The sequence below is a fragment of the Mucilaginibacter sp. GW821-FHT07G05 genome (assembly GCF_059418565.1).
Window position 1 is genome coordinate 254,488 of sequence record NZ_JBWKQC010000006.1, and the last position, 21,425, is coordinate 275,912.

Below are 21,425 nucleotides of genomic sequence, written 5' to 3' on the forward strand. Positions count from 1 at the left end.
TGCTTAAAAGTTAGCCTGCAAGCCCAATGTAACTGTTCTTGTATTAGGGTAGGCTGTTCCATTACCTGTATTAAGCTCCGGATCCCATAGTTTGAAAGAGCTCCAGTATAACAGGTTATAGCCTTGCAAATAAACGCGTGCACTTTTCATACCTATACTTTTAAGTGTACCTGCAGGCAGGTTATAACCAAAATCGGCTGTTTTCAAACGGATAAAATCCACATCTTTAACCCACCATGTTGAGGCTACAGAATTATTTTTGTTAGCAGCATTACCATAAGCTAAACGAGGATAAAACGCGTTCGGGTCGGGATTTTCAGGTGTCCAACGGCTTTCGGCTATGGCAAAAAGGTTACTACGCTCGGCACCGGTACTGTTGTTGAAAGGGATGATACCATCGCCGTTCAGCAGTCTGTCGGCACCGCCGGTGCCCTGAAAGAATACTCCGATGTAAAAACGTTTGTATTGTAAATTAAGACCCAAACCAAATATAGTGGTAGGTACGTCACCATTACCAATACGCTTTGTATCGTTATTGTCTATTTTACCATCGTTATTTAAATCGCGGTACCTGATATCGCCCGGACGAACTGCGCCCAAAGCTGACTGTGTAGGTGCAGCATCAATTTCTTCCTGGCTCTGGAAAAGACTTTCCGCAACATAACCAAACGTAGACAGGTAGTTAACACCGCGGCGTTCCATGTATGGGAAAGGCTGAGGCGCCTGGTCATTTTCAATTACCTTATCGCGGTTATAAGTAAAAGTACCCCGCATATCTAAAGTAAAATCGCCTATTTTGGTTGGGTTAAGCTGTACTGTTGCATCAATACCCTTATTGGTCATGATACCAAGGTTACCTGTAGGATTAGTTACCAAACCTACCAGGGCCGGTAAAGCTCCCCTTTGCAGTGATACACCGGTTCTTCTCTCATGAAAGAGATCCACAGTTACAGTTAAATTTGAATTTAAGGTATAAAACTCAATACCTAAGTCTCTTTTACGAGATTCGGCCCATTGAACTTCAGTACCGTAATCAGATATTGCTGTACCGCCGTAGCCTCTGTCGCCCTGGCCGTTACCAAAAGTATAGCCGCCGGCACCTGTATTGATAATGGTTAAGAAACCAAACCTTCTGCCGCCATTGCCGCCATCGCCAACTAAACCATCAGAGTAACGTAATTTAAAGTACTGAAATGTGTTGCTCAACGGCTCAAAGAACTTCTCTTTAGATAAAATCCAGCCTACACCCAACGCCGGGAAGAAACCGAATTTTTTGCTTGGTGCAAAGTTTTCAGATCCATTATAACCAAAACTTGCCTCAAAGAAATATTTATCATCGTATGAGTAAGAACCACGGCCAACTAAACCCTGGCTGCGGTATGATAATGACGATGCAAGGTCAGTTGCGAAACCAACCACTCTTTCACGCTGGTTAAACAATGCCAAACCGGTTACGTGGTGTTTAGCACCAAAAGTACGGTCATAGTTTAATGATGCCTCTGTATAAAATTGACGATTAGCATCATTACCTCTTGAATAAGCAAGTTCGTCAGAACCCTGTCTTACAATGCTCAAATTTGGCGTGCCGTCGTCGTTGTAAGGGTTTGCCCTGTTTATAATGTAATTACTGCGATTCCTTGTACGCGCTATAGTATGCGCGGCAAAAACGTCATATGAATATAAGGCCGAAAAGGTTAAGCCCGGTAACCAGAATTTCAGATCTTGTGTTAACCTCGCGTTTGATAATACCTGGTTACTGAATGAATTTTGGTAACCTGTTTGTGTAATTTGCGCATAAGGGTTTAACTGTGCACCGGCCGCACTAACGCCCGGAACCAAATTACCAGGATACATTACAGGATATAAAACCGGGTTGGTTTGCATTACACTGGCAAAGGCATCGTTAGGATTAACACCCGGATAGTTCAGGTTTTGTATATTGCCCTGAACACCTAATTCAAATTTTGTAGTGCTCGTCCAGTTAGTGGTAACGTTTGAGGTAAAGTTATAACGTTTAAACTTGGTTGAAGCATTGTAGCTTTGTAACGCGTCAGTTCTTAATAAACTTTCCTCATCATAGTAAGCGGCAGAAATATAATAAGTAGAGCTTTCACCACCGCCTCGGGCGCTGAAGTTCGCCCTTCTGTTTTGTGAGGTATTTTTGAACAAGGCGTCCATCCAATCCACATTAGGATAAAGGTTAGGATCTTCGTTCAGGATGGTTGAGTTGATATAGTTGTTGCTATACTCCTTACCCTGGCCACTGGCTAAACGCGCTTCGTTACGTAAATTCATATAAGTTACACCATCGGTAAGCTCCGGGCGTTTGGTGAACTGGGTAATACCCTGGTTGTAATTAAACATCAGGTTGGTTTTACCTGCACTACCTTTTTTGGTATTGATCAATATAACACCGTTTGCACCTGCAACACCGTAAACGGCCGTAGCTGCAGCATCCTTTAATATGGTAAATGATGCAATATCTTCCGGGTCAATGTTATCAAGTTCACGGCCCTGCACACCATCGAGTACGACAAGCGGAGCAGCAGAGTTATTGGCATTGAAAGTAGAGATACCACGTATCCAAAGATCGGCACCGTTTTGGCCCGGTAAGCCCGAACGCTGCACACCAACCAAACCGCTGATACGGCCTGCAAGCGTAGCACTCAGGTTAGCTACCGGTTGCTTTACATCTTCAAGGTTTACGCTTGACTGCGCGCCCACAAGGCTGTTCTTTTTTTGCTGACCGAAACCTACAATTGCAACCTCATTTAAGCTGTTGCTCGCGGCCTGCATGGTAATGTTGATATTAATCACATCTTTTACTACCATAGCGTATCTACGGTAACCCACATAGGTAAATATCAGTGAGTCGCCACGGCTTGCAGCTACTTTAAAGGCGCCATTTATATCAGTAACGCCCGCTGTTTTGGTGCGTCCGTTAGTTATGCTTACACCCGGCAGGGTTTCGTTCAGTTCATCTTTAACCGTACCGGTTATCTGTAACTGTGTATCCTGCGCTTTAGCCTGAGTAATAAATGCCATGCATATAATAATTACATACATTAACTTATTACTTTTCAGGCCGGCAAGAAAAACACTAAAAAGTCGATTTTTAGACATAGTTTTTTTGTTTGGGGTTGAAAAATCTTTGTTTCTTTAATTTGGATTATTCTATTGCTCGATAATAGGAATACTTACCACGCGCCACTCTGCCAGTTGGAACAAGCTGCTACCACCGTTTGCAGTAATATTTATCCTGTAATAGAAATAGGTAGTAGTGTTTGTAAACTCATAGTTATTAGTTTGTCTGCGTGCCGCAAAGGTTTCATTGGTACGGGTATCCAAATCTGTCCAGGTATTGCCATCGTTAGATGCAGAAATAGTCCAGTTTTTAGGGTCACGTGTTGCCGCGTCATTTGCCGACGTAAGTGAATAACTGGTAACACATTGCGCTTTTTTAAATTGCAGCTGAATGTAAAATGGCTTATAGTTGTTCAGAAATTTACTGTCAAGGTCGCCATCTGTAACCTTTGGTGAACCTTCATTTGCAGTAGGGCCGCCGCTGTTATCATTATCAGTAGTGATAATACCTTGCGCAGTTACATCTTCCGGGTCTGGTGGCAGCAAATCGTAATGTCTTTGCTTGTCCTTTTTACACCCCGAAAACAAAATCATAGCAACACATAGTATTGCTAATAGCTGTCTGGTTAGTTTTAAAACGTTCATAAAATCAGTGTTTTGGTAGTTTAAAAAATTGAGTCATATGTATAATTTAGTTGATTCTGTCAGCGGTACTCAACGCCTTAAAAAGGGCAATACAAAGCACCCACGCTCAAAAAGCGTGTATTAAGTATTTACTTCCTGTTTCTTAAGTAAATGGTATAAACTAAAAGCTAAGCGATGTTACCCCAAGGCAACCCTGGTAAATACGGAGTAGTGACAACCGGATTGCGGCCCGTGCTATAAAAACAGCGGCCTTTTATACAAACCAGATCATCTATCCGCCAGAAATTTAAGTAATGTAAATTTTCTCCATATAGTTCCGTTTGGTTTTAATAAAATAAGCCTAAAGTGGCAATCGACTAAGAATCAAATCATAAATAAAACGTTTTATCATGTGATAAGATGATCAAATGCGTTCCCTTATGATTTTCACGATGGTAAATATATAAAAATGAATGTGATTTGATAAAACGTTTCATCATTTTTTTTATATTTTATTAAAAAAAATGAGGCACAATGCAATTATGAGTAAAAAATGGCTGCTATTTCACCAACAAAAACACCTATCAATCAAAATACCAGGCATTTTCACAAACGTTACAACCCTGCGTTTTGCAAAAAGTGTAACAACTATGTTATTTTAATAAAAAAAGGGTTTACAATTGTTTATTCAATAAAATACAATACATAAAAACATCCTTAAATAAAAATGAGATGTTTAAAGCCCTGTAATTTCAGAGTTAGGCATGCTTTCAAATAAGACTAACGTACTATTTTCTCGATAAAATGTTTTATCATTTCATTACGACATTGATACTAAAAATCAAGACATCAATAAGTTAGGCTTATTTCAGCGGCTTAATCTATATCACCTTTAAGCTATAAATTTAGCTGCGCCATACTTTTAACATAGTATTAAGCCAATTAGTAAGATATTTATTTTAGTAAGATATTTATTGTGGTTAGCTTAATTTTAGAATATATTCAATCTTGCACTTGTATAACACCTAAAAAAGCATCATCATGAATTTTTCAAAGCTGGTTCCGAATGTATTTTACCTGGATATTAATGAAGGACTGAAACTTTTTGTCAATTGTCTTGAATTTGAAATTACGCATAACGAATTAAATTCGTCAAAACCATTTTGTGTGCTGGAAAAAGATGGTCTGCGGATAAACCTATTTGAAGACACAGCCTTAGCAAAGGAACACAACCCCGAATTCAGATTGGTAACTGATGATATTGAAGAGGTTTATAAGCAGGTAAGCGTATCTCACCCGGAATTTTTACACCCCAACCTTCCGGCTGTAACACTCAGGCCCTGGGGTGCAAAAGAATTCGCGCTGATGGATAAACAAGTGGGTGTTATAATTCAGCAATGGTAATATATAACTGGATTTGTAAGTTCACCTGAACCGGTTAGATGGGAAAAGGAGTTCGCAATCTGTCGACAGGTGCATTTTTCTTCAGGCGTTTAAAAACCCTATAAACACAAAAAAGGCCTCATTCTTTCGAAAAAGGCCTTCTTTTGGTGGGAGTTACTGGGTTCGAACCAGTGACCCTCTGCTTGTAAGGCAGATGCTCTGAACCAGCTGAGCTAAACTCCCTTTTGTTAACTTCTAAACCCGTGGGCTTTTTTGAAGTTATGTCCCCGTGTTTGGGTGTGCAAATATAGAAAGCTTATTTAAATCTTCAAAAAATATTTTACTTTATTTATAAGCTACTGATTTTAAGGGCGAAAAATTTAATCCAGCTTTCAAAAATACACTTTCAGCCTATAAACGGGCATAAATTGCCCATAAAAAAGTTTACATGGCTACATCATGACCCTTATTTGGGCGCGGGTCTTCGGGTAATATCTCCATATCGGGGTAGTCAATATAGTCGGCATACCATTGTATAGCGCCAACTACGTCGAGCGCGTCCTCGGCCATTATATCGATGGTTTCAAATGCATACAGCTTGCTATGGGCATAGCCATACAGCTGTATCTCATTGCTACTTGGTGTAAACCTGTCATGGTTAAGGCAATACACCCGTACTTTGAGTGCAGTATCCCTTGAGTGGATAACATCCCTGCAAGGGTCTTTCGGATCGGTTGCTAACAGATACACATTGTGTTCCATAAGTTTTATAACAACACTATTTGTGTATGGTTTCAATTATTTTAGCCGGCATTATTTTGCCAGTTCTTCTTCCAGCTGTTCTACCGATAGCGATATGCCATCAATAATATGGGTAGCCTGTTCGTAAAAGCTTTCACGCTCGGCCAGTTTTGAGGTAATAAACTCCACCAGTTCGTCGCCTTTTTTACCTTGCAGTACAGGGCGTTCGGTTTTACTGCCCTCCAGGCGCTGGGCCAGGGTTTTAGGCGATAGTTTGATATAGGCTGTTTTTCCGTTGGCGTTCATCCATTCCATATTATCAAAAAAACATGGCAGGCCGCCTCCGGTTGATATAATGGCGTCGGCAGGGTATTCGGTTTGTTTCAGCAGGTCTGATTCTAACTGGCGAAAGGCACCTTCACCAAAGCTCGAAAAATACTCGGCCACGCCCATGCCTGCTTTTTCTTCCAGCAGGTGGTCGAGGTCGACAAAATGGCAATTAAGGTGCGTAGCCAGTTTGCGGCCCCAGGTGGTTTTGCCGCAGCCCATAAAGCCTATAAAAAATATACGGCCAAAACCTTTGGCAACTTGCAGTTCGTTAGTATCAGACATTTATCAGTAAACAGGTTTAAACAAAAAACAGATCAGGCTAATTTAACACGCGGATCAATCCAAACATAAATTATATCAACCAATATATTGATCATCACAAAAATACCGGCAATAAATAATATAGAGCCCATGATCACCGGAAAATCCGACATTTCCAGCGCGTCTACCGTGGCCTTGCCAAGCCCGTTGTAGCCAAACACATATTCCACAAAAAACGAACCTGCCATCAGCGAAGCGAACCAGTTGGCAATCGCCGTAATTACCGGGTTAAGCGCGTTCTTTAAAGCATGGCGGTATACCACGGCGTTTCTACTGAGGCCTTTGGCGCGGGCAGTACGAATATAATCCTGCGACAACACATCCAGCATGGCGTTTCGCGTTAGCTGCACAATTATAGCCAGCGGACGCAAGCCCAGCGTAAGCATCGGTAATACCAGGTTCTTGAGCGTAAGCACTTCGCCCCTGAACGGATCGTAACTATACAAACTGCCCGACATATTCAGCCCCGTTTGCGCACTCCATATATAACCAAACAGCCAGGCTATAATAATACCCGCGAAAAACGATGGTGCTGAGATCCCCAGTGTCGACAGGCTGATGCACAACTTATCAATCCATGTGTTTTGATTTAACGCGCTTACTATGCCCAGCAATACGCCCACAGTAATGGCGAACAGCATGGCCGTGGTGGCGAGTATCAGCGTATTGGGCACTACCTCTAAAAGCAGCGTGGCCACATCCTTATGGGTTTGGTACGAGCGGCGCAGATAAGGCCATTTTAAAGCCAGCACTTTATTGCCCCATACGGGGACCAGCCTGGCGTAATGATAACGTTGCTGCTCATCGGCAGTATTGGCATGTATACCTACCGGCGAAAGATCGTTAAGGTAGTATATGAATTGTACAGGCACGGGTTTATCCAACCCAAACTCCTTGCGTACGGCCTCTAACGATTGCACATCTGCCCGCTGCCCCTGTGTCATCCGGGCCGGGTCGACAGGCAGAATATTGAACAGAAAAAACACCACTACCACAACGCCCAGCATAACTGCCAGTCCGTAACCGGTTTTGCGGAGCAGGTATTTGATCATGTTTTTATTGGGCGAAATATTTTTTTACCAATTCGTCATAGGTAGGCACCGTATGGTAATGCCACTTATTGATCACCGTACCGTTCTTCAGCAATATCACTCCCGGGTTAGCGCGTACCATGCTTTTCAGCGGTACTTCATCGGCATAAAATATTTCGCTGAACAGCTTTAGCCTTTTACTATAAGCTTCGGCGTTTTGTGCCGATGCCGATGTAAGCAAAACTGTACGTACATTATAATTTTCGGTAAGGTTAAGGGCGATAGCATTAATTTTCGCCATGGCGGCCTCATCGCTATGATCGAGGTTGTAAGCCACTATCATCACGTTATAAAAGGGATTGGTCAGCAGTTCCTGCGTGTAATCGTTCCCCTGCGCGTCTTGTATGCTCAGGTCCTGTATTTTAGGGGTGAAGCCTTTTTTTACCAGGCGACTTACCGGGTCGCCCACTACTTCCCAGTTATCATCTTTCCAGATACCGGTTTTCATGTACTCCTTATCCGTCATCACTTTAGTGGCACCGGTAGCTTTATTTTTAAGGTGATACGTTTGCTCATATTCGTCGGGCTTGGCACCCGGCGGGGTCTTCATTTCGTTAGGAATGTTGTTACCTATTTTATAAGGCAGAAAATCCAGCACGGGTAAAAAGTTATAGGTGTATACACCCACACCAACCGAAACTATCGCGGCCACAACCAGCGCAACATCCCCTGCCTTTTTATTTAACACCGGTTTCAGGCTGTTTTTATTGAAGAACAGCACCAGCGTTAACAGCAGCAATACCAGGTCTTTACTGAACGATTGCCATGGCGTAAGCGGAATAGCATCACCGAAGCAACCGCAGGTACGCACCACCTCAAAATAGGCTGAATAAAATGTAAGGAAGGCAAAAAAGATAATGAGCAAAAGCAAACCCCAAACTACCAGTTTAGCACGAACGCCAATCAGCAGGGCAAAACCCAGCAGCATTTCGAGCGCGCATAAAAATATGGCTATGGCCAAAGCGTAACCGTTCAAAAACATGGTATGGAACACCTCAAAGTACTCCACCAGTTTATACGAAAACCCAAGCGGGTCATTCGCCTTTATAAGGCCCGAAAAGATAAACAGCAAGCCTACAAATATCCGGCAAAACCAAACTACAGCATTTTTCATTTCACCCCCAGTTTTATTAACGCGAAAACGGCATAGTTCAGCATATCCTGGTAATTGGCCTTTACACCTTCAGATGCTACAGTTTGCCCCTGGTTATCTTCAATCTGCTTAACACGCAGCAGTTTCATCAATATCAAATCGGTTAATGAACTGATGCGCATATCGCGCCAGGCCTCACCATAATCGTGATTTTTGGCAAACATCAACTCCTTGGTTTCGGTTACCTTTTCGTCGAAATAAATGCTCACCTGTTCGGCAGGCAGTTCGAGCGGGGTATCGGCTTCACAATCCAGTTGCAGCATAGCTATCACACAGTAATTCACAATGCCGATGTATTCGCCGGTAATATCATCGCCTACCTTTGATACCTTTTTTTCTTCGAGCGTGCGGATGCGCTGGGCCTTGATAAAAATTTGATCGGTAATGGATGAGATGCGTAATATGCGCCAGGCAGTGCCGTAATCGCGGGTTTTTTTAATGAATAAACCTTTACATACGTTTATTACTGCTTCGTATTCTGCTGCTGTATTGGCCAAGGTGATGTATTTGTTATATTTTTGCTGATAGTTCCCAAAGGAACAAAAACTAATGGCTAAAGATACGTTTTTTCATAAAAAGGCAACCCTGAATGCAGGCGGTAAACTTATTGACCTGAGCAGTCCGAAGGTAATGGGCATTATTAATGCTACGCCTGATTCATTTTTTGCCGACAGCCGCAAGCCCGCCGTGGCCGATGCCGTGCAACAAGCCGGACAAATGCTGACCGATGGCGCTACCTTTTTAGACATCGGCGCGTATTCATCCCGTCCCGGTGCCGAGGATATCAGCATACAGCAGGAAATTGACCGGTTGATACCTGTTGTAGAAGGCATTGTTACCGCTTACCCGGATGCTGTGCTTTCTATAGACACCTTTCGAGCCGGAGTAGCCGAAGCCGCCATTAAAGCAGGCGCACATATTATTAATGATATAGCCGGAGGCCAGTTAGATGTCGACATGTTTTCTACCGTAGCCCGCCTGCAAGTACCCTACATATTGATGCACATGCGCGGCACTCCCCAAACCATGACTCAATTAACCGATTATACTGATGTATTTAGTGAGGTGTTCGACTACTTTGTTACCAAATACCACGAGTTAAAGCAATTAGGCGTGCACGATGTAATACTCGATCCCGGATTTGGGTTTGCAAAAAAAGCAGAACAGAGCTACGAACTAATGCGCCGTCTTCAGGATTTCGCGCCATTAGCGTTGCCTGTACTGGTTGGTATTTCCCGCAAAAAAATGATCTATAACTTTTTAGATACCACCCCTGCCGAAGCACTTAACGGCACTACCATTTTAAATACCATAGCGCTAAGTAAAGGCGCTGCCATTTTACGGGTGCACGATGTAAAAGCGGCGGTTGAGGCGGTAAAGTTGTGGGAAGTGTGCAGATGATTTTTAGTATGGCGCGGCCGGAGGCCGCGTAATAGTTATCACTCGGCTGGAGCCAGCAAATGTTGGAAAGACTACTTGTCATTTCTAACGAGGTACGAGGAGAAATGACAAAAAATTATTATTCCCAACACCTGTGGGCTGGAGCCGAGCGGCGGCGTTGCAGAATAAAAAGAAAAAGAAGCTGTAGTCGCTTGGCTCCAGCCAAGTGACCATTATTACGCGGCCTCCGGCCGCACCACATTTAAATACTCATCTTTCTATAACATTTCGCTAAAAGACATATCTGTATCCTTTTTGTTAATATTCCACTACAATAAGCATTATTGGTTAATTTTATAGCATCTTATATAACCATACAAAATGCTGCGCTTTATAATCAAAATAACACTTATTATAGTAATTGCTACGCTTGGCTATTTGCAGAGTTATGGGCAGGCTCGTAGCTCAATTGGCCTGGCGTATGGTATTAACAAACCCCTGACTACCGATTTTAAAACAGGCAGCGGCTTTAACCTGCAAAGCAGTATACGTGTTAGCAATAAGGTAGCCATAACACCTTCGCTGGGATATGAAAAGCTGAACGCCAACTTTCGTAATGTGTATGATTCGTATGGTTACCGGGTTTATTCTGTTGAGAATATCGGCCTGGTTTACCTTGGTGTAGGCGCTAAGTATTACTTTAAAGAACGTTTTTTTGCACGCGCAGGCGCCATGTTATATTTGGGCGGCGGTAATGAAGACCTGGTGACTGGCGGTATAGGCGGTGCGCTTGCAGCTGGGTACGAACTTATGCTCGACAGGCATAGCGACCTTGAATTTACCCTCCGGACAGATCTTATTAATTTAAGATCCAACGAAACCAAGGTAACACCTGTTATCGGGTTAAAAGTGGCCTATAACTTTAACTTCCGCAGGCTATTATAAACAAATCTTATTCCTGGCCTGCATAAATAGGCTGTTCTGGGATATTGTTGTAGGCATAATCTTCAACCAATATTTGCTCTTTACCGGTGGCGTGGGTAATCCTGATCCAGCCGTAATGATATTTGCCGTTGATCTTAAATTTCATACCCAGGTAAGCATGTTGCTTGCCTATCCACGGACCAGTATAGGTTTTTTGTACGCCATTATCTCTTACACCAATAATGTTGCCGTGCATTTGCGGCACGTTCCATTCATTTCCGTTACCGGCATTGTCCTCTATTTTAGCGCCTTTTTCCAGTGACCGTGCCCATCGGGCGTTAAGTACTTCGGGGCTGCTTTGCAAAAGCAACTTGCTTCCGTTAGTAGTTTCGCCGTTTGCAAAGAGGTAAAGATAGGGCTGATCATTTTCCTCAATCAGCACACTGCCAAATGAGTAATCGTATTCACCATTTTGGTCAATATCAATTTCAATATGGTGTTGATAGGCCACTATGGCGTTTATGTCGTGATGAATTATTTCGGCAGGATGGTTACCATCATCAGGGACGCATTCGCATCTATCATCTTTGCATGCCTGTAGCATTGCAGTTAAAACAATTGTGGTTAAGATCAGGTATTTTTTCATTGTAATATTTAATTAACAAGCTGTTAGCTGTGCTCGGCTTGTATTACCATGACGGATATTCTCTCACGAATGTGACAGCCTCTAATAATTTTTACACAAAGAATTATTCTACCTGAAAAGATCTTACCTATTCGGCTACCTTACAAACAGGCTCATGATGAACCGGGAAATTACAGGAATTGGCGATGAAGCATAAACTGTTGGCTTTATGGTGCAGCTCATTGGCTTTGTCAACCATTGTGGCATCGCTCACAGTTACTTCGGGATGCAGGGTTACACTGGTGAAGCGCCCGCCGCCGTTATTGTCTTCCTGCATCACACCAGTGGCTTGGTCTGTATAGTTTACCACCACTACCCCGGCTTCGGCACAAAGGTGCAGGTACCAAAGCAGATGGCAGCTCGATAGTGAAGCCACCAGCATTTCTTCGGGATTATACCGGGTGTCGTCACCGCGAAAAGAAGGATCGGACGAGCATAAGATATCAGCCTTATTTTGTACCGAAACCGTGTGGTTCCGACTGTACGCGTTATAGCCGCTGGTGCCTGTTCCCTGGTTGCCTACCCAGTCAATTCGTGCCGAATATTGATGCTGCCTGCTCATTTTATGCCCTTGGTTTTATTTCCAAAATTACTCAATCAAATATTGGCTTTGGCCAAACAATTACCAAAATTTAGATGTTAAAACATGCGAAATGCCGTTTCTAAGCTGCAAAGTATATTTAATAGGTAGGATATGTTTAAACACGCATACCTACAAGTAGGTAGTTGAAAAATGCCCGGTTTTTTAAGTTATACACCAATTATGAGTAATAAGTGTTGTTTTTTTTGAAAAATTGATAATTTTCTATTCGCTAAATGCTTTTAAAAATTCATTTTTAGTTCAAAATTTTCAAAAACTATAAAAAAACATCTTTTTCTGTTAATTTCTTGTTAAAAAGCGTTAAAAAATTAGCATTTAATAAATGAGGAATATATATTTGCAGCATACAATTTATCGGCCTAAAACAACTTGTTCTTTATGATAAATTTTATGAGGTCAGTTAATATAAAAAGAGAAAGTTGCTGCTTTCTCTTTTTTTGTGCCTTGTAAATTTACATGTTTGAACGGGTAAATTTTCTTTCCCTTTGGTTAAACATAACTTAAGTTTTTGCTGTTAATGTGATACACTTAAACACTTGAGTTATGAACGAGATAACACCTGCCGAAAAAGACGGCAAATACGAATTTAGGATCAACTACTCCGAACGCGAGCTTAACTGCAAAGTGGAAAAGGAGCAAGACAAATTACACGTGAGCATTGATGATAACATCAAGGCCGAATTGAAGATCAATAACGATGGCAGCATTGAGCAGGTAGAAGGTACCCCCATCCCGGCATCTACTATCGATTATATCAAAAAACAAATATTAGGTCACCAGGTATAAAAGCATATTGGTGCGCCCGGAGGGGGCTGTAAATCTCTTATGTCATCTCGAAACGTAGTGAGAGATCTTCTTCGCCCTGTAAGTTTACGACAAGCATTGTGCAGAAGATTTCTCCTCGTTCCTCGTTCGAAATGACACTTTTTTTAATACATGTGGGTTATTACCGGGCGCACCTTAACCTAACACCTCTTCCAATATCTCGTGCGAGTGCACATTCCCGAAGTTTTCGATATGCAGGGCATAATACTCCAGCAGCTTTGCAATTAAATACCGGCGCTCATCTATAGTCAGTTTTATGTTGGCGGCATTCTCGAAGCTGCAATGCAGCAGGTTGTAAAAATTCTGCGTGTGCGGGGGCGAAAGGTACAATGTAGTATCAGGCTTCATGCGACTGAAAACCCCGTTCTTCATATCAAAATAATCGGCATTGCCTGCCCAGGTCTTGTCGGGATAAAAACCCAGATAACGGGTAAGTTGTATCAAAAACAGCAGGTGAAAATTGGCCAGTCCTTCGGTTTGATGATCGAGCCATTCAATAGCGCTGAATATAAAGCTGAACAAATTTTCATCTGCCGCTTGCTGCTTGGCGGCTTTATACAGCACTTCGTTCAAAAACATGGCGATGCTGCTTTTCACCACATCATAGGGAATGGTTTTAAATACCGGCGCGTTTTTTAATTCTGAAATACGCTGCACCCCGCCGTTGTTTTTATGATACACCACCAAATCGAGCAAGTGCAGGGGCTGTATCATGTTGCGGCTTATTTTGGCCTTCGGCTTTTTTACCCCGTTAATGAGGTACGATTGCAGCCCGAATTTTTCGGTAAAAATTTGCACCACTACACTGCTTTCGCTGTAATCGGTAGTTTTAAATACAATTCCGCGGGTTTTATGCAGCATGGCAAAATAAAAGGCAAAGCTTTGGCAAAAATATCATCACCCCAACTATCAACGCAAAAACCGCGCTAACTACTACAGCAGCAGCGCTTACATCTTTTACATGGCCGGCTTTTTCGTTATACTGGGGCGATACCAGGTCGGTAAGCGTTTCAATAGCGGTATTCAGCAATTCGGTAAGCAATACAATGGCAATGCAAAGTATGATCCATAACCATTCGGCCGTACTGATGCGCAGCCAAAAACCCATTGCCGCCGCTATAAGGGTGGCAACCGTATGTATGCGAAAGTTAAGCTGTGTTTTAAACGCGTAGCCTATCCCCTTAAAAGCATAACCAAAACTGCGTATTACCTTTTTCATGCTGTAAAAACTTGCTGCAATATGGGGCTTTTCAAAATTTAAACGGGTATTGGGGTTTAATTTTCATGCGTCAAAATAAGATATTTTGGTTAAAATTCCGTATTTTTGCAACCTCTAAAAAACGAGGTAGAACATATTGATGTACAACGAATATAAGCAGTTAAACTTATCTAAAACCGGAAAAGAGATCCTTGAGTTTTGGAAAGCCAACAACATATTTGAAAAAAGTATCAGCAGCCGTCCTGCTGATAATCCTTACACCTTTTACGAGGGGCCGCCGTCTGCCAATGGTATGCCGGGTATACACCACGTAATGGCGCGTTCAATTAAGGATATTTTTTGCCGTTACAAAACACTTAAAGGTTACCGTGTTAAGCGTAAAGGCGGCTGGGATACCCATGGCTTGCCTATTGAGCTGGCCGTTGAAAAAGCGTTGGGCATTACTAAAGACGATATCGGCAAAAAGATCACCGTAAAAGAATACAACGATGCCTGCCGTAAGGAGGTAATGAGGTATACCGATGTATGGAACGATTTGACCGAAAAGATGGGCTACTGGGTTGATCTTAAAAACCCGTATGTAACCTACGAAAACGAGTATATTGAAAGCCTTTGGTGGATACTGCAACAGTTTTACAATAAAGGCCTGTTATACAAAGGCTATACGGTACAACCTTACTCGCCAAAATCGGGTACCGGTTTAAGCTCGCATGAGCTGAACCAGCCGGGCACTTATAAAATGGTGAAAGACACTACCATTACCGCCCAGTTCAAAGTAAAACGCGATGGTGATTCGGAGTTTTTGTTTGAAGGGGTAGATACCGATGTGTTTATACTTGCCTGGACAACCACTCCGTGGACACTGCCGTCAAACTGTGCCCTTGCCGTTGGCGAAAACATTACTTATGCCAAAATCAGCACCTTTAACCCATACACTTACCAACCGGTTTGCGTAGTGTTGGCTAAAGACCTGGTTAAAAAATATTTTAAAGCCGAAGGCGAAAATGCTTCGTTTGCCGATTATAAAGGCGGCGATAAGGTGATCCCTTACAAAATTGAAGCAGAATGCAAAGGCAGCCATCTGGTAGGTATCCATTATGAGCAGTTGATGCCGTATGTAACCAATGCCGATCTGGAAGCGAATGCTTTCCGCGTGATACCGGCAGATTTTGTTACTACTGAAGATGGTACCGGTATAGTACACACCGCTTCTGTTTTTGGTGCGGATGACTTTAGGGCCTGTAAAGAAAACAACGTACCATCGGTAATGGTACTTGACGAAGCAGGCAAAGAAGTACCGCTGGTTGATAAACAAGGCCGCTTTGTTGATGAGGTGACCGATTATGCCAAACGCTACGTTAAAGAAGAATATTACAGCGATGCCGAACGTGCCGAAGCGGATTTTAAACCGACCGATGTACTCATCGCCATTAAACTGAAAGAAGAGAACAAGGCTTTCGACGTTAAAAAATACGAGCACAGCTACCCGCACTCGTGGCGATCTGATGAGCCGATATTATATTACCCGCTGGATAGCTGGTTTATCCGCACTACCGCGGTTAAGGATAAAATGGTCGCTCTTAACAAAACCATCAACTGGAAACCCGAATCAACCGGTACAGGTCGTTTTGGTAACTGGCTGGAGAATTTGGTTGACTGGAACCTGTCGCGCTCACGCTACTGGGGTACGCCGTTGCCTATCTGGAGAGAAGAAAACGGACCTGAAGAAAAATGTATCGGTTCAATTACCGAACTGAAACAGGAAATAGAAAAATCAATAGCCGCGGGCTTAATGCCTGCCGGGTTCACCATTGATGATATGCACCGTCCGTATGTTGATGATATCATCCTAACTTCATCAACCGGCAACAAAATGTTCCGCGAGCCTGACCTGATTGACGTTTGGTTTGACAGCGGCGCTATGCCGTACGCGCAATGGCACTTTCCTTTTGAAAATAAAGAGGAATTTAAAAATGCCTACCCGGCAGATTTTATCGCCGAAGGTGTTGACCAAACCCGTGGCTGGTTCTTTACCCTACACGCCATAGCCGTAATGCTAAGTGAAAGCAGCGACGAGATAGAAGACATCAACAAAGCCGTAGGCAATGCCGGTATAGCGTTTAAAAACGTGGTATCAAACGGTTTGGTGCTGGATAAGAACGGTAACAAAATGTCGAAACGTTTAGGTAACGCTACCGATCCGTTCGAAACATTAGAGCAATACGGTGCCGATGCTGCCCGCTGGTATATGATCAGCAACGCGTCGCCATGGGATAACCTTAAATTTAACCTGGAGGGGTTGGATGAAGTTCGCCGTAAATTCTTCGGTACACTTTACAATACCTACTCATTCTTCGCGATGTATGCCAACATCGATAAGTTTACTTACAGCGAAGCCGAAATAGCTATAAAAGACCGCCCGGAGATTGACCAGTGGATCATTTCCCTGCTGAATACATTAAGCAAAGAGGTTGACGGTTTTTATGCTGATTTTGAGCCTACCAAAGCTACCCGCGCTATACAGGATTTTGTTGACGCGCATTTCAGTAACTGGTATATCCGCTTAAGTCGCAGGCGTTTCTGGAGGTCTGATAACTCAGATGATAAGCTATCGGCCTATCAAACTCTTTACACTTGTTTAACTACTATTACTAAACTGATTGCGCCTGTAGCGCCTTTCTTTGCCGACCGTTTATTTAACGATTTGAACTCGGTTACTAAAAAGGAAGAATTTGAATCGGTGCACCTGGCGTACTTCCCTGTTTATCATGACGATCTGGTAAATAAAGACCTGGAAGAACGCATGCAAATGGCGCAGGATATATCATCGCTGGTATTATCATTACGTAAAAAGGTAAGTATAAACGTTAGGCAGCCCTTAAGTAAAATTTTATTGCCTATATTGGATAAGAATTTTGCACACCAGGTTGACCAGGTAAAAGAGCTGATATTATCCGAAACCAACATTAAGGATATAGAGTATATTACCGATGCTGCGGGCTTTATTAAGAAGAAGATAAAACCTAATTTTAAGGCACTGGGCCAAAAAGTAGGTAAGGATATGAAGCTGGTAGCCGATGCGATAAACAACTTTAGCCAGGCCGATATTACCGAACTGGAAACAAACGGCACCATAAATGTGTTGGAAGGCAAGTATCAGCTACAGATAACCGACGTTGAAATTATTGCTGAAGATGTACCGGGATGGCAAGTTGCAAATTTAGGCAAACTAACCGTGGCCTTAGATGTTACCGTTACCGGTGAACTAAAACAGGAGGGTATATCGCGCGAGTTTGTGAACCGTGTTCAGAACTTACGCAAGAGCCTCGACTTTGATGTAACTGACAAGATAAACGTATGCGTTAATTGCAACCCGGTAATATGGGAAGCGATACAAAACAATTTATCGTACATTTGCGCCGAAATTTTAGCTGAAAGCATTGTGCTTGATAATGAGCTGACTGAAAGCGAAAAGGTAACGATTGACGATACTGAACTATTGATTTCTATAAGTAAAATATAATGGCAACTGAAAACGTAAAAACCAGATATTCTGACGTTGAACTAAAAGAATTTAAAGACATCATTCTTGAAAAACTGCGTGTGGCTAAAGAAGAGTTAAACTCTTTGGCAACTTCATTAAGCTCACCAAACGCTAACGGTACTGATGATACCGCCGGTACTTACAAAACTTTGGAAGATGGATCGGCTACGCTTGAAAAAGAGCAGATCAACCAGTTAGCTGCAAGGCAGAAGAAATTTATTGAGCAGTTAGAGGCAGCATTGGTACGTATTGAAAACAAAACGTATGGCATTTGCCGCGAAACCGGTAAACTGATACAAAAAGAACGTTTACGCGCCGTACCGCACACTACCCTCAGCATGGAGGCCAAACTGAAGCAGAATTAATGAAAGCTTCGTACGCTAAACCTTTTTTTGTTGCCGCGTTAATTATTCTTGCCGACCAGATTATTAAGATATGGGTGCGTACGCACATGTATCTGCAAGAAGAGATAAAGTTTTTAGGCAACCGTGGTATGCTGCACTATACCGAAAATAACGGCATGGCCTTCGGGATGGAGCTGGGCGGCGAAATAGGCAAGCTTGTTTTAACGCTATTCCGCATTGTAGCGGTAATTGCTATAGGCTACGGACTGGTACACCTCATTAAACATAAGTATCACCGCGGACTGATCATGAACGTGGCCCTTATATTGGCCGGTGCAGTAGGTAACATTATCGACTCTACCTTTTACGGGGTGATCTATAAATACGCGCCGTTGTTTCATGGCCGTGTGGTTGATATGTTCTATTTCCCGCTGCTATCAGGTCATTTCCCAAAATGGTTCCCGGTATGGGGAGGCGAAGAATTCGTATTCTTCCGACCGGTATTCAATCTTGCCGATTCGGCCATATCGGTAGGCGTTATATTGATACTGATATACCAAAAGCGCTACTTTAAACAGGAAGAACCCGAAGTAAGCAGCCCCAACAGCGAAGTTGTTGAAGAATAAATTATACTTTATATAGATATTGAAGAGCCGCTTTTAGCGGCTTTTTTGTTTGGGGTATTTTTAACCGCTGAGTGCGCGGAGTTTTTCGCAGAGGTAGGGAGTTGCTTGAGTTTTTATGGGCTTTTATTTGCCGTCAAGTACCCCCTATTAAAATAAATGCTGCGAATTAAAGGCGGCCGGAGGCCGCGTAATAATGGTCACTTGGCTGGAGCCAAGCGACTACAGCTTCTTTTTTCTTTTTATTCTGTAATGCCGCCGCTCGGCACCAGCCGAGTGGCAACTATCCCCTGGCCTCCGGCCAGCAGCGAGCAAAATAAGAATTAACTTTCATCAACCTTAAATAAAGCATGAGGATTGGCACTGCTATATACAAAAGCAGTTTCATCATTTACTATTCGGGCCTCTATCGGGTTACGATGTATATAATCGCGTTTTTGATCAAACATTTTGGCAGTGATCAGTTCAATAGGGAAATTAGTTTTCTGCCAAAATTGATATTCTTTATTTTGCTGTTGCCTGTTGGCGTAGTATTTAAACATATACAGCAACCACTCTTTCCTGCTTTCTATAGCATTTGAGCCAATCATCTCGATAATTCTTTTAGCGGTATAACTCATTAAATCCCTTATGATGCCTTGCAATTTGGCTTCATCGCTACCAACAATTAAGTGAATATGGTTGCTCATAATACAATAAGCATATACTTTTAAATCTTTATTCTTTCTGCAATAGTCGAGGTTATTCATAAACTCCTCGCAGTATTCGGCTCTTGTAAATACATCAAGCCAACCCACAACAGTAAATGTTATAAAAAACGGACGATCAGTATTGGCTTTGCGAATTTCGGACATGTTTAGGTTTATTTAACGTGGTGCGGCCGGAGGCCGCGTAATAGTGGTCACTTGGCTGGAGCCAAGCGACTGTGGCTTTTCTTTCTTTTTATTTCTGTAATGCCGCCGCTCGGCTCCGGCCGAGTGGCAACTATTCCCTGGCCTCCGGCCAGCGAACTTTTAAGACCCCACCGCTTCCATAATCCGCAAGAGCGAATCCAGGTACTCGCGGTTATTGGCCAGGCGGGGCACTTTGTTTTGGCCGCCAAGCTTGCCTTTTTCTTTCATCCAATAAAAGAAGGTATTTTCGGGGGCCCGGTGTATTACAGGGCGACGCAGCGCCATATCTTTAAAGCGCTTGGCATCATAGTCGGAATTTATTTTGCGCAGGGTTTCGTCGAGTATGTCAACGAAGCGTTCAAATTCGGCAGGTTTCTTAACAAATTCAATGATCCACTCGTGGGCACCGCAGCTTTTGGCATCAAAATAAACCGGGCCGGCCGTATAATCGCGAATAATGGCTCCGGTATTTTTGCAGGCTTCCTCCAAGGCACGCTCGGCATTATCAATGATCACCTCTTCGCCAAAGGCGTTAATGTAATGCTTGGTACGCCCGGTGATCTGTATCCTGAACGGCGACAGGTTGGTGAACCTGATAGTATCCCCTATCATATACCGCCATAAACCGGCATTGGTACTTATAATGAGGGCGTAGTTCTTATCCAGCTCTACTTCATCAAGTGTAAGCGTGTGCGGGTTTTCATCGTGCAGGTGTTCAACCGGTAAAAACTCGTAAATAATGCCGTAATCAAGCATCAGCAGCATTTCGCCCGGCTCTTCCAGATCCTGTATCCCAAAGTAACCTTCGGAGGCATTGTAGTTTTCGAGGTAGTACATATTATCCGTTGGGATCAGCTTTTTAAACTGCTCGCGGTACGGACTAAAGTTTACCGCCCCATGAAAATAAAATTCCAGATTTGGCCATATTTCCAACAGGTTCTTTTTGCCGGTGATCTCCAACAAACGGTTAAACAACACTATATTCCAGGTGGGCACACCGCTGATGCTGGTTACATTAACATCTTTGGTAGCATGCGCCATCTTTTCTATCTTCTCTTCAAAGTTATCCAGCAGGGCAATATCCAGATCGGGGGTACGGCAAAGTTCGGCCCAAAAGGGCAGGTTCTTCATAATCACGGCTGATAAATCGCCAAAAGAAGTTTCAGCACTTAGCTGACTGATCTGGTGGCTGCCGCCTATGGTTAGGATTTTCCCCGTGAACATGCGGGCATTAGGGCGGTTATTAAAGTAGATGGTTAAAACATCTTTACCGCCTTTAAAATGGCATTCCTCCAGCGCTTCCTCACTTACGGGGATAAACTTGCTACGATCGCTGGTAGTACCCGATGATTTGGCGAACCAGCGAATCTCCGATGGCCACAGTATATTTTGTTCGCCTTTAAGCATGCGCTCTATGTAAGGCTTAAGGGTATCATAATTTTGTATCGGCACCCGCTCTTTAAACTGGCTGAGGTTTTCGATGCTTTTGTAGCCATGCTTTTTGCCCCATTCGGTATTTTCGGCACCAATGATGAGGCTCTCAAACCACTCTTCCTGTACTTCATTAGGGTACTTCATAAAAAGCTCTATCTGGTGGATACGCTTTTTCATGAACCAGGTAAAAACGGAGTTAAAGATGGTCATAGGCTACTATAATTGG

20 protein-coding genes and 1 tRNA gene are annotated in these 21,425 nt (G+C 43.0%); 7 read left to right on the top strand and 14 right to left on the bottom strand.

The genetic code is table 11. The features are described from left to right. Window positions 1–3: 3 nt before the first annotated feature. The gene (locus tag AC07NA_RS16865; protein ID WP_494898776.1) at window positions 4–3,045 is read right to left on the bottom strand and encodes a SusC/RagA family TonB-linked outer membrane protein; all 3,042 of its coding nucleotides are present in this window, start codon (window positions 3,043–3,045) and stop codon (window positions 4–6) included. A gap of 129 nt (window positions 3,046–3,174) precedes the next feature. Beyond that, a complete protein-coding gene (locus tag AC07NA_RS16870) occupies window positions 3,175–3,630 on the bottom strand; it encodes a discoidin domain-containing protein (protein ID WP_494898777.1) in 456 nt (151 codons plus the stop codon). 1,119 nt (window positions 3,631–4,749) lie between these two features. Here AC07NA_RS16870 and AC07NA_RS16875 point away from each other — a divergent pair. Continuing rightward, window positions 4,750–5,112, top strand: a complete 363-nt coding sequence (locus AC07NA_RS16875) for a VOC family protein (RefSeq protein WP_494898778.1) — start codon at window positions 4,750–4,752, stop codon at window positions 5,110–5,112. Window positions 5,113–5,256: 144 nt separating this feature from the next. On the opposite strand, the gene AC07NA_RS16880 is transcribed toward AC07NA_RS16875, so the two are convergent. The 6 genes from AC07NA_RS16880 to AC07NA_RS16905 form a co-directional block, all read right to left on the bottom strand. Then, window positions 5,257–5,334, bottom strand: a tRNA-Val gene (locus AC07NA_RS16880). A 201-nt stretch (window positions 5,335–5,535) separates the two neighbouring features. Beyond that, a complete protein-coding gene (locus tag AC07NA_RS16885) occupies window positions 5,536–5,853 on the bottom strand; it encodes a hypothetical protein (RefSeq protein WP_494898779.1) in 318 nt (105 codons plus the stop codon). Window positions 5,854–5,904: 51 nt separating this feature from the next. Next, the gene (locus AC07NA_RS16890) at window positions 5,905–6,444 is read right to left on the bottom strand and encodes a shikimate kinase (protein ID WP_494898780.1); all 540 of its coding nucleotides are present in this window, start codon (window positions 6,442–6,444) and stop codon (window positions 5,905–5,907) included. 32 nt (window positions 6,445–6,476) lie between these two features. Beyond that, the gene (locus AC07NA_RS16895; RefSeq protein ID WP_494898781.1) at window positions 6,477–7,535 is read right to left on the bottom strand and encodes an ABC transporter permease; all 1,059 of its coding nucleotides are present in this window, start codon (window positions 7,533–7,535) and stop codon (window positions 6,477–6,479) included. Window positions 7,536–7,539: 4 nt separating this feature from the next. Then, on the bottom strand, window positions 7,540–8,688 hold the full coding sequence (locus tag AC07NA_RS16900; RefSeq protein WP_494898783.1) for a BT_3928 family protein: 1,149 nt from the start codon (window positions 8,686–8,688) through the stop codon (window positions 7,540–7,542). Continuing rightward, complete coding sequence (locus tag AC07NA_RS16905; protein ID WP_494898784.1) at window positions 8,685–9,224, bottom strand: DUF1599 domain-containing protein; 540 nt, start codon at window positions 9,222–9,224, stop codon at window positions 8,685–8,687. The genes AC07NA_RS16900 and AC07NA_RS16905 overlap by 4 nt, the downstream gene beginning before the upstream one ends. A gap of 52 nt (window positions 9,225–9,276) precedes the next feature. Between AC07NA_RS16905 and folP the strand changes: the two genes are divergently transcribed. Both folP and AC07NA_RS16915 read left to right on the top strand, forming a co-directional pair. Then, complete coding sequence (folP, locus tag AC07NA_RS16910; protein WP_494898786.1) at window positions 9,277–10,128, top strand: dihydropteroate synthase; 852 nt, start codon at window positions 9,277–9,279, stop codon at window positions 10,126–10,128. Between the two features lie 360 nt (window positions 10,129–10,488). Continuing rightward, complete coding sequence (locus AC07NA_RS16915; RefSeq protein ID WP_494898787.1) at window positions 10,489–11,052, top strand: hypothetical protein; 564 nt, start codon at window positions 10,489–10,491, stop codon at window positions 11,050–11,052. A gap of 7 nt (window positions 11,053–11,059) precedes the next feature. On the opposite strand, the gene AC07NA_RS16920 is transcribed toward AC07NA_RS16915, so the two are convergent. After that, on the bottom strand, window positions 11,060–11,677 hold the full coding sequence (locus AC07NA_RS16920; protein ID WP_494898788.1) for a hypothetical protein: 618 nt from the start codon (window positions 11,675–11,677) through the stop codon (window positions 11,060–11,062). 127 nt (window positions 11,678–11,804) lie between these two features. Beyond that, window positions 11,805–12,278, bottom strand: a complete 474-nt coding sequence (locus tag AC07NA_RS16925; protein ID WP_494898789.1) for an OsmC family protein — start codon at window positions 12,276–12,278, stop codon at window positions 11,805–11,807. Between the two features lie 582 nt (window positions 12,279–12,860). Here AC07NA_RS16925 and AC07NA_RS16930 point away from each other — a divergent pair. After that, window positions 12,861–13,103 carry a hypothetical protein gene (locus AC07NA_RS16930; RefSeq protein WP_494898790.1) on the top strand — a complete coding sequence of 81 codons (243 nt, stop codon included), beginning with the start codon at window positions 12,861–12,863 and terminating at the stop codon, window positions 13,101–13,103. 174 nt (window positions 13,104–13,277) lie between these two features. Here the strand turns inward: AC07NA_RS16930 and recO are convergent, their stop codons facing one another. Together recO and AC07NA_RS16940 are read right to left on the bottom strand one after the other, a co-directional pair. Then, window positions 13,278–14,003 (bottom strand): DNA repair protein RecO, encoded by a 726-nt coding sequence (gene recO / locus AC07NA_RS16935; RefSeq protein WP_494898791.1) that lies wholly within the window; start codon window positions 14,001–14,003, stop codon window positions 13,278–13,280. Further along, window positions 13,993–14,361, bottom strand: a complete 369-nt coding sequence (locus tag AC07NA_RS16940) for a diacylglycerol kinase family protein (protein WP_494898792.1) — start codon at window positions 14,359–14,361, stop codon at window positions 13,993–13,995. The genes recO and AC07NA_RS16940 overlap by 11 nt, the downstream gene beginning before the upstream one ends. Window positions 14,362–14,500: 139 nt before the next feature. Between AC07NA_RS16940 and ileS the strand changes: the two genes are divergently transcribed. From ileS to AC07NA_RS16955, 3 genes are read left to right on the top strand one after another with little or no spacing between them, the layout of a single operon-like run. Beyond that, window positions 14,501–17,884 carry an isoleucine--tRNA ligase gene (gene ileS, locus AC07NA_RS16945; RefSeq protein WP_494898793.1) on the top strand — a complete coding sequence of 1,128 codons (3,384 nt, stop codon included), beginning with the start codon at window positions 14,501–14,503 and terminating at the stop codon, window positions 17,882–17,884. Further along, window positions 17,884–18,270 (top strand): TraR/DksA family transcriptional regulator, encoded by a 387-nt coding sequence (locus tag AC07NA_RS16950; protein WP_345210801.1) that lies wholly within the window; start codon window positions 17,884–17,886, stop codon window positions 18,268–18,270. The genes ileS and AC07NA_RS16950 overlap by 1 nt, the downstream gene beginning before the upstream one ends. Further along, window positions 18,270–18,875 carry a lipoprotein signal peptidase gene (locus AC07NA_RS16955; RefSeq protein WP_494898794.1) on the top strand — a complete coding sequence of 202 codons (606 nt, stop codon included), beginning with the start codon at window positions 18,270–18,272 and terminating at the stop codon, window positions 18,873–18,875. The genes AC07NA_RS16950 and AC07NA_RS16955 overlap by 1 nt, the downstream gene beginning before the upstream one ends. A 320-nt stretch (window positions 18,876–19,195) precedes the next feature. Here the strand turns inward: AC07NA_RS16955 and AC07NA_RS16960 are convergent, their stop codons facing one another. Both AC07NA_RS16960 and AC07NA_RS16965 read right to left on the bottom strand, forming a co-directional pair. Next, window positions 19,196–19,726, bottom strand: coding sequence for a transposase (locus AC07NA_RS16960; RefSeq protein WP_494898795.1), 531 nt, complete (start codon window positions 19,724–19,726; stop codon window positions 19,196–19,198). A gap of 159 nt (window positions 19,727–19,885) precedes the next feature. Next, window positions 19,886–21,409 (bottom strand): GH3 auxin-responsive promoter family protein, encoded by a 1,524-nt coding sequence (locus tag AC07NA_RS16965; protein WP_345210968.1) that lies wholly within the window; start codon window positions 21,407–21,409, stop codon window positions 19,886–19,888. Window positions 21,410–21,425: the final 16 nt, after the last annotated feature.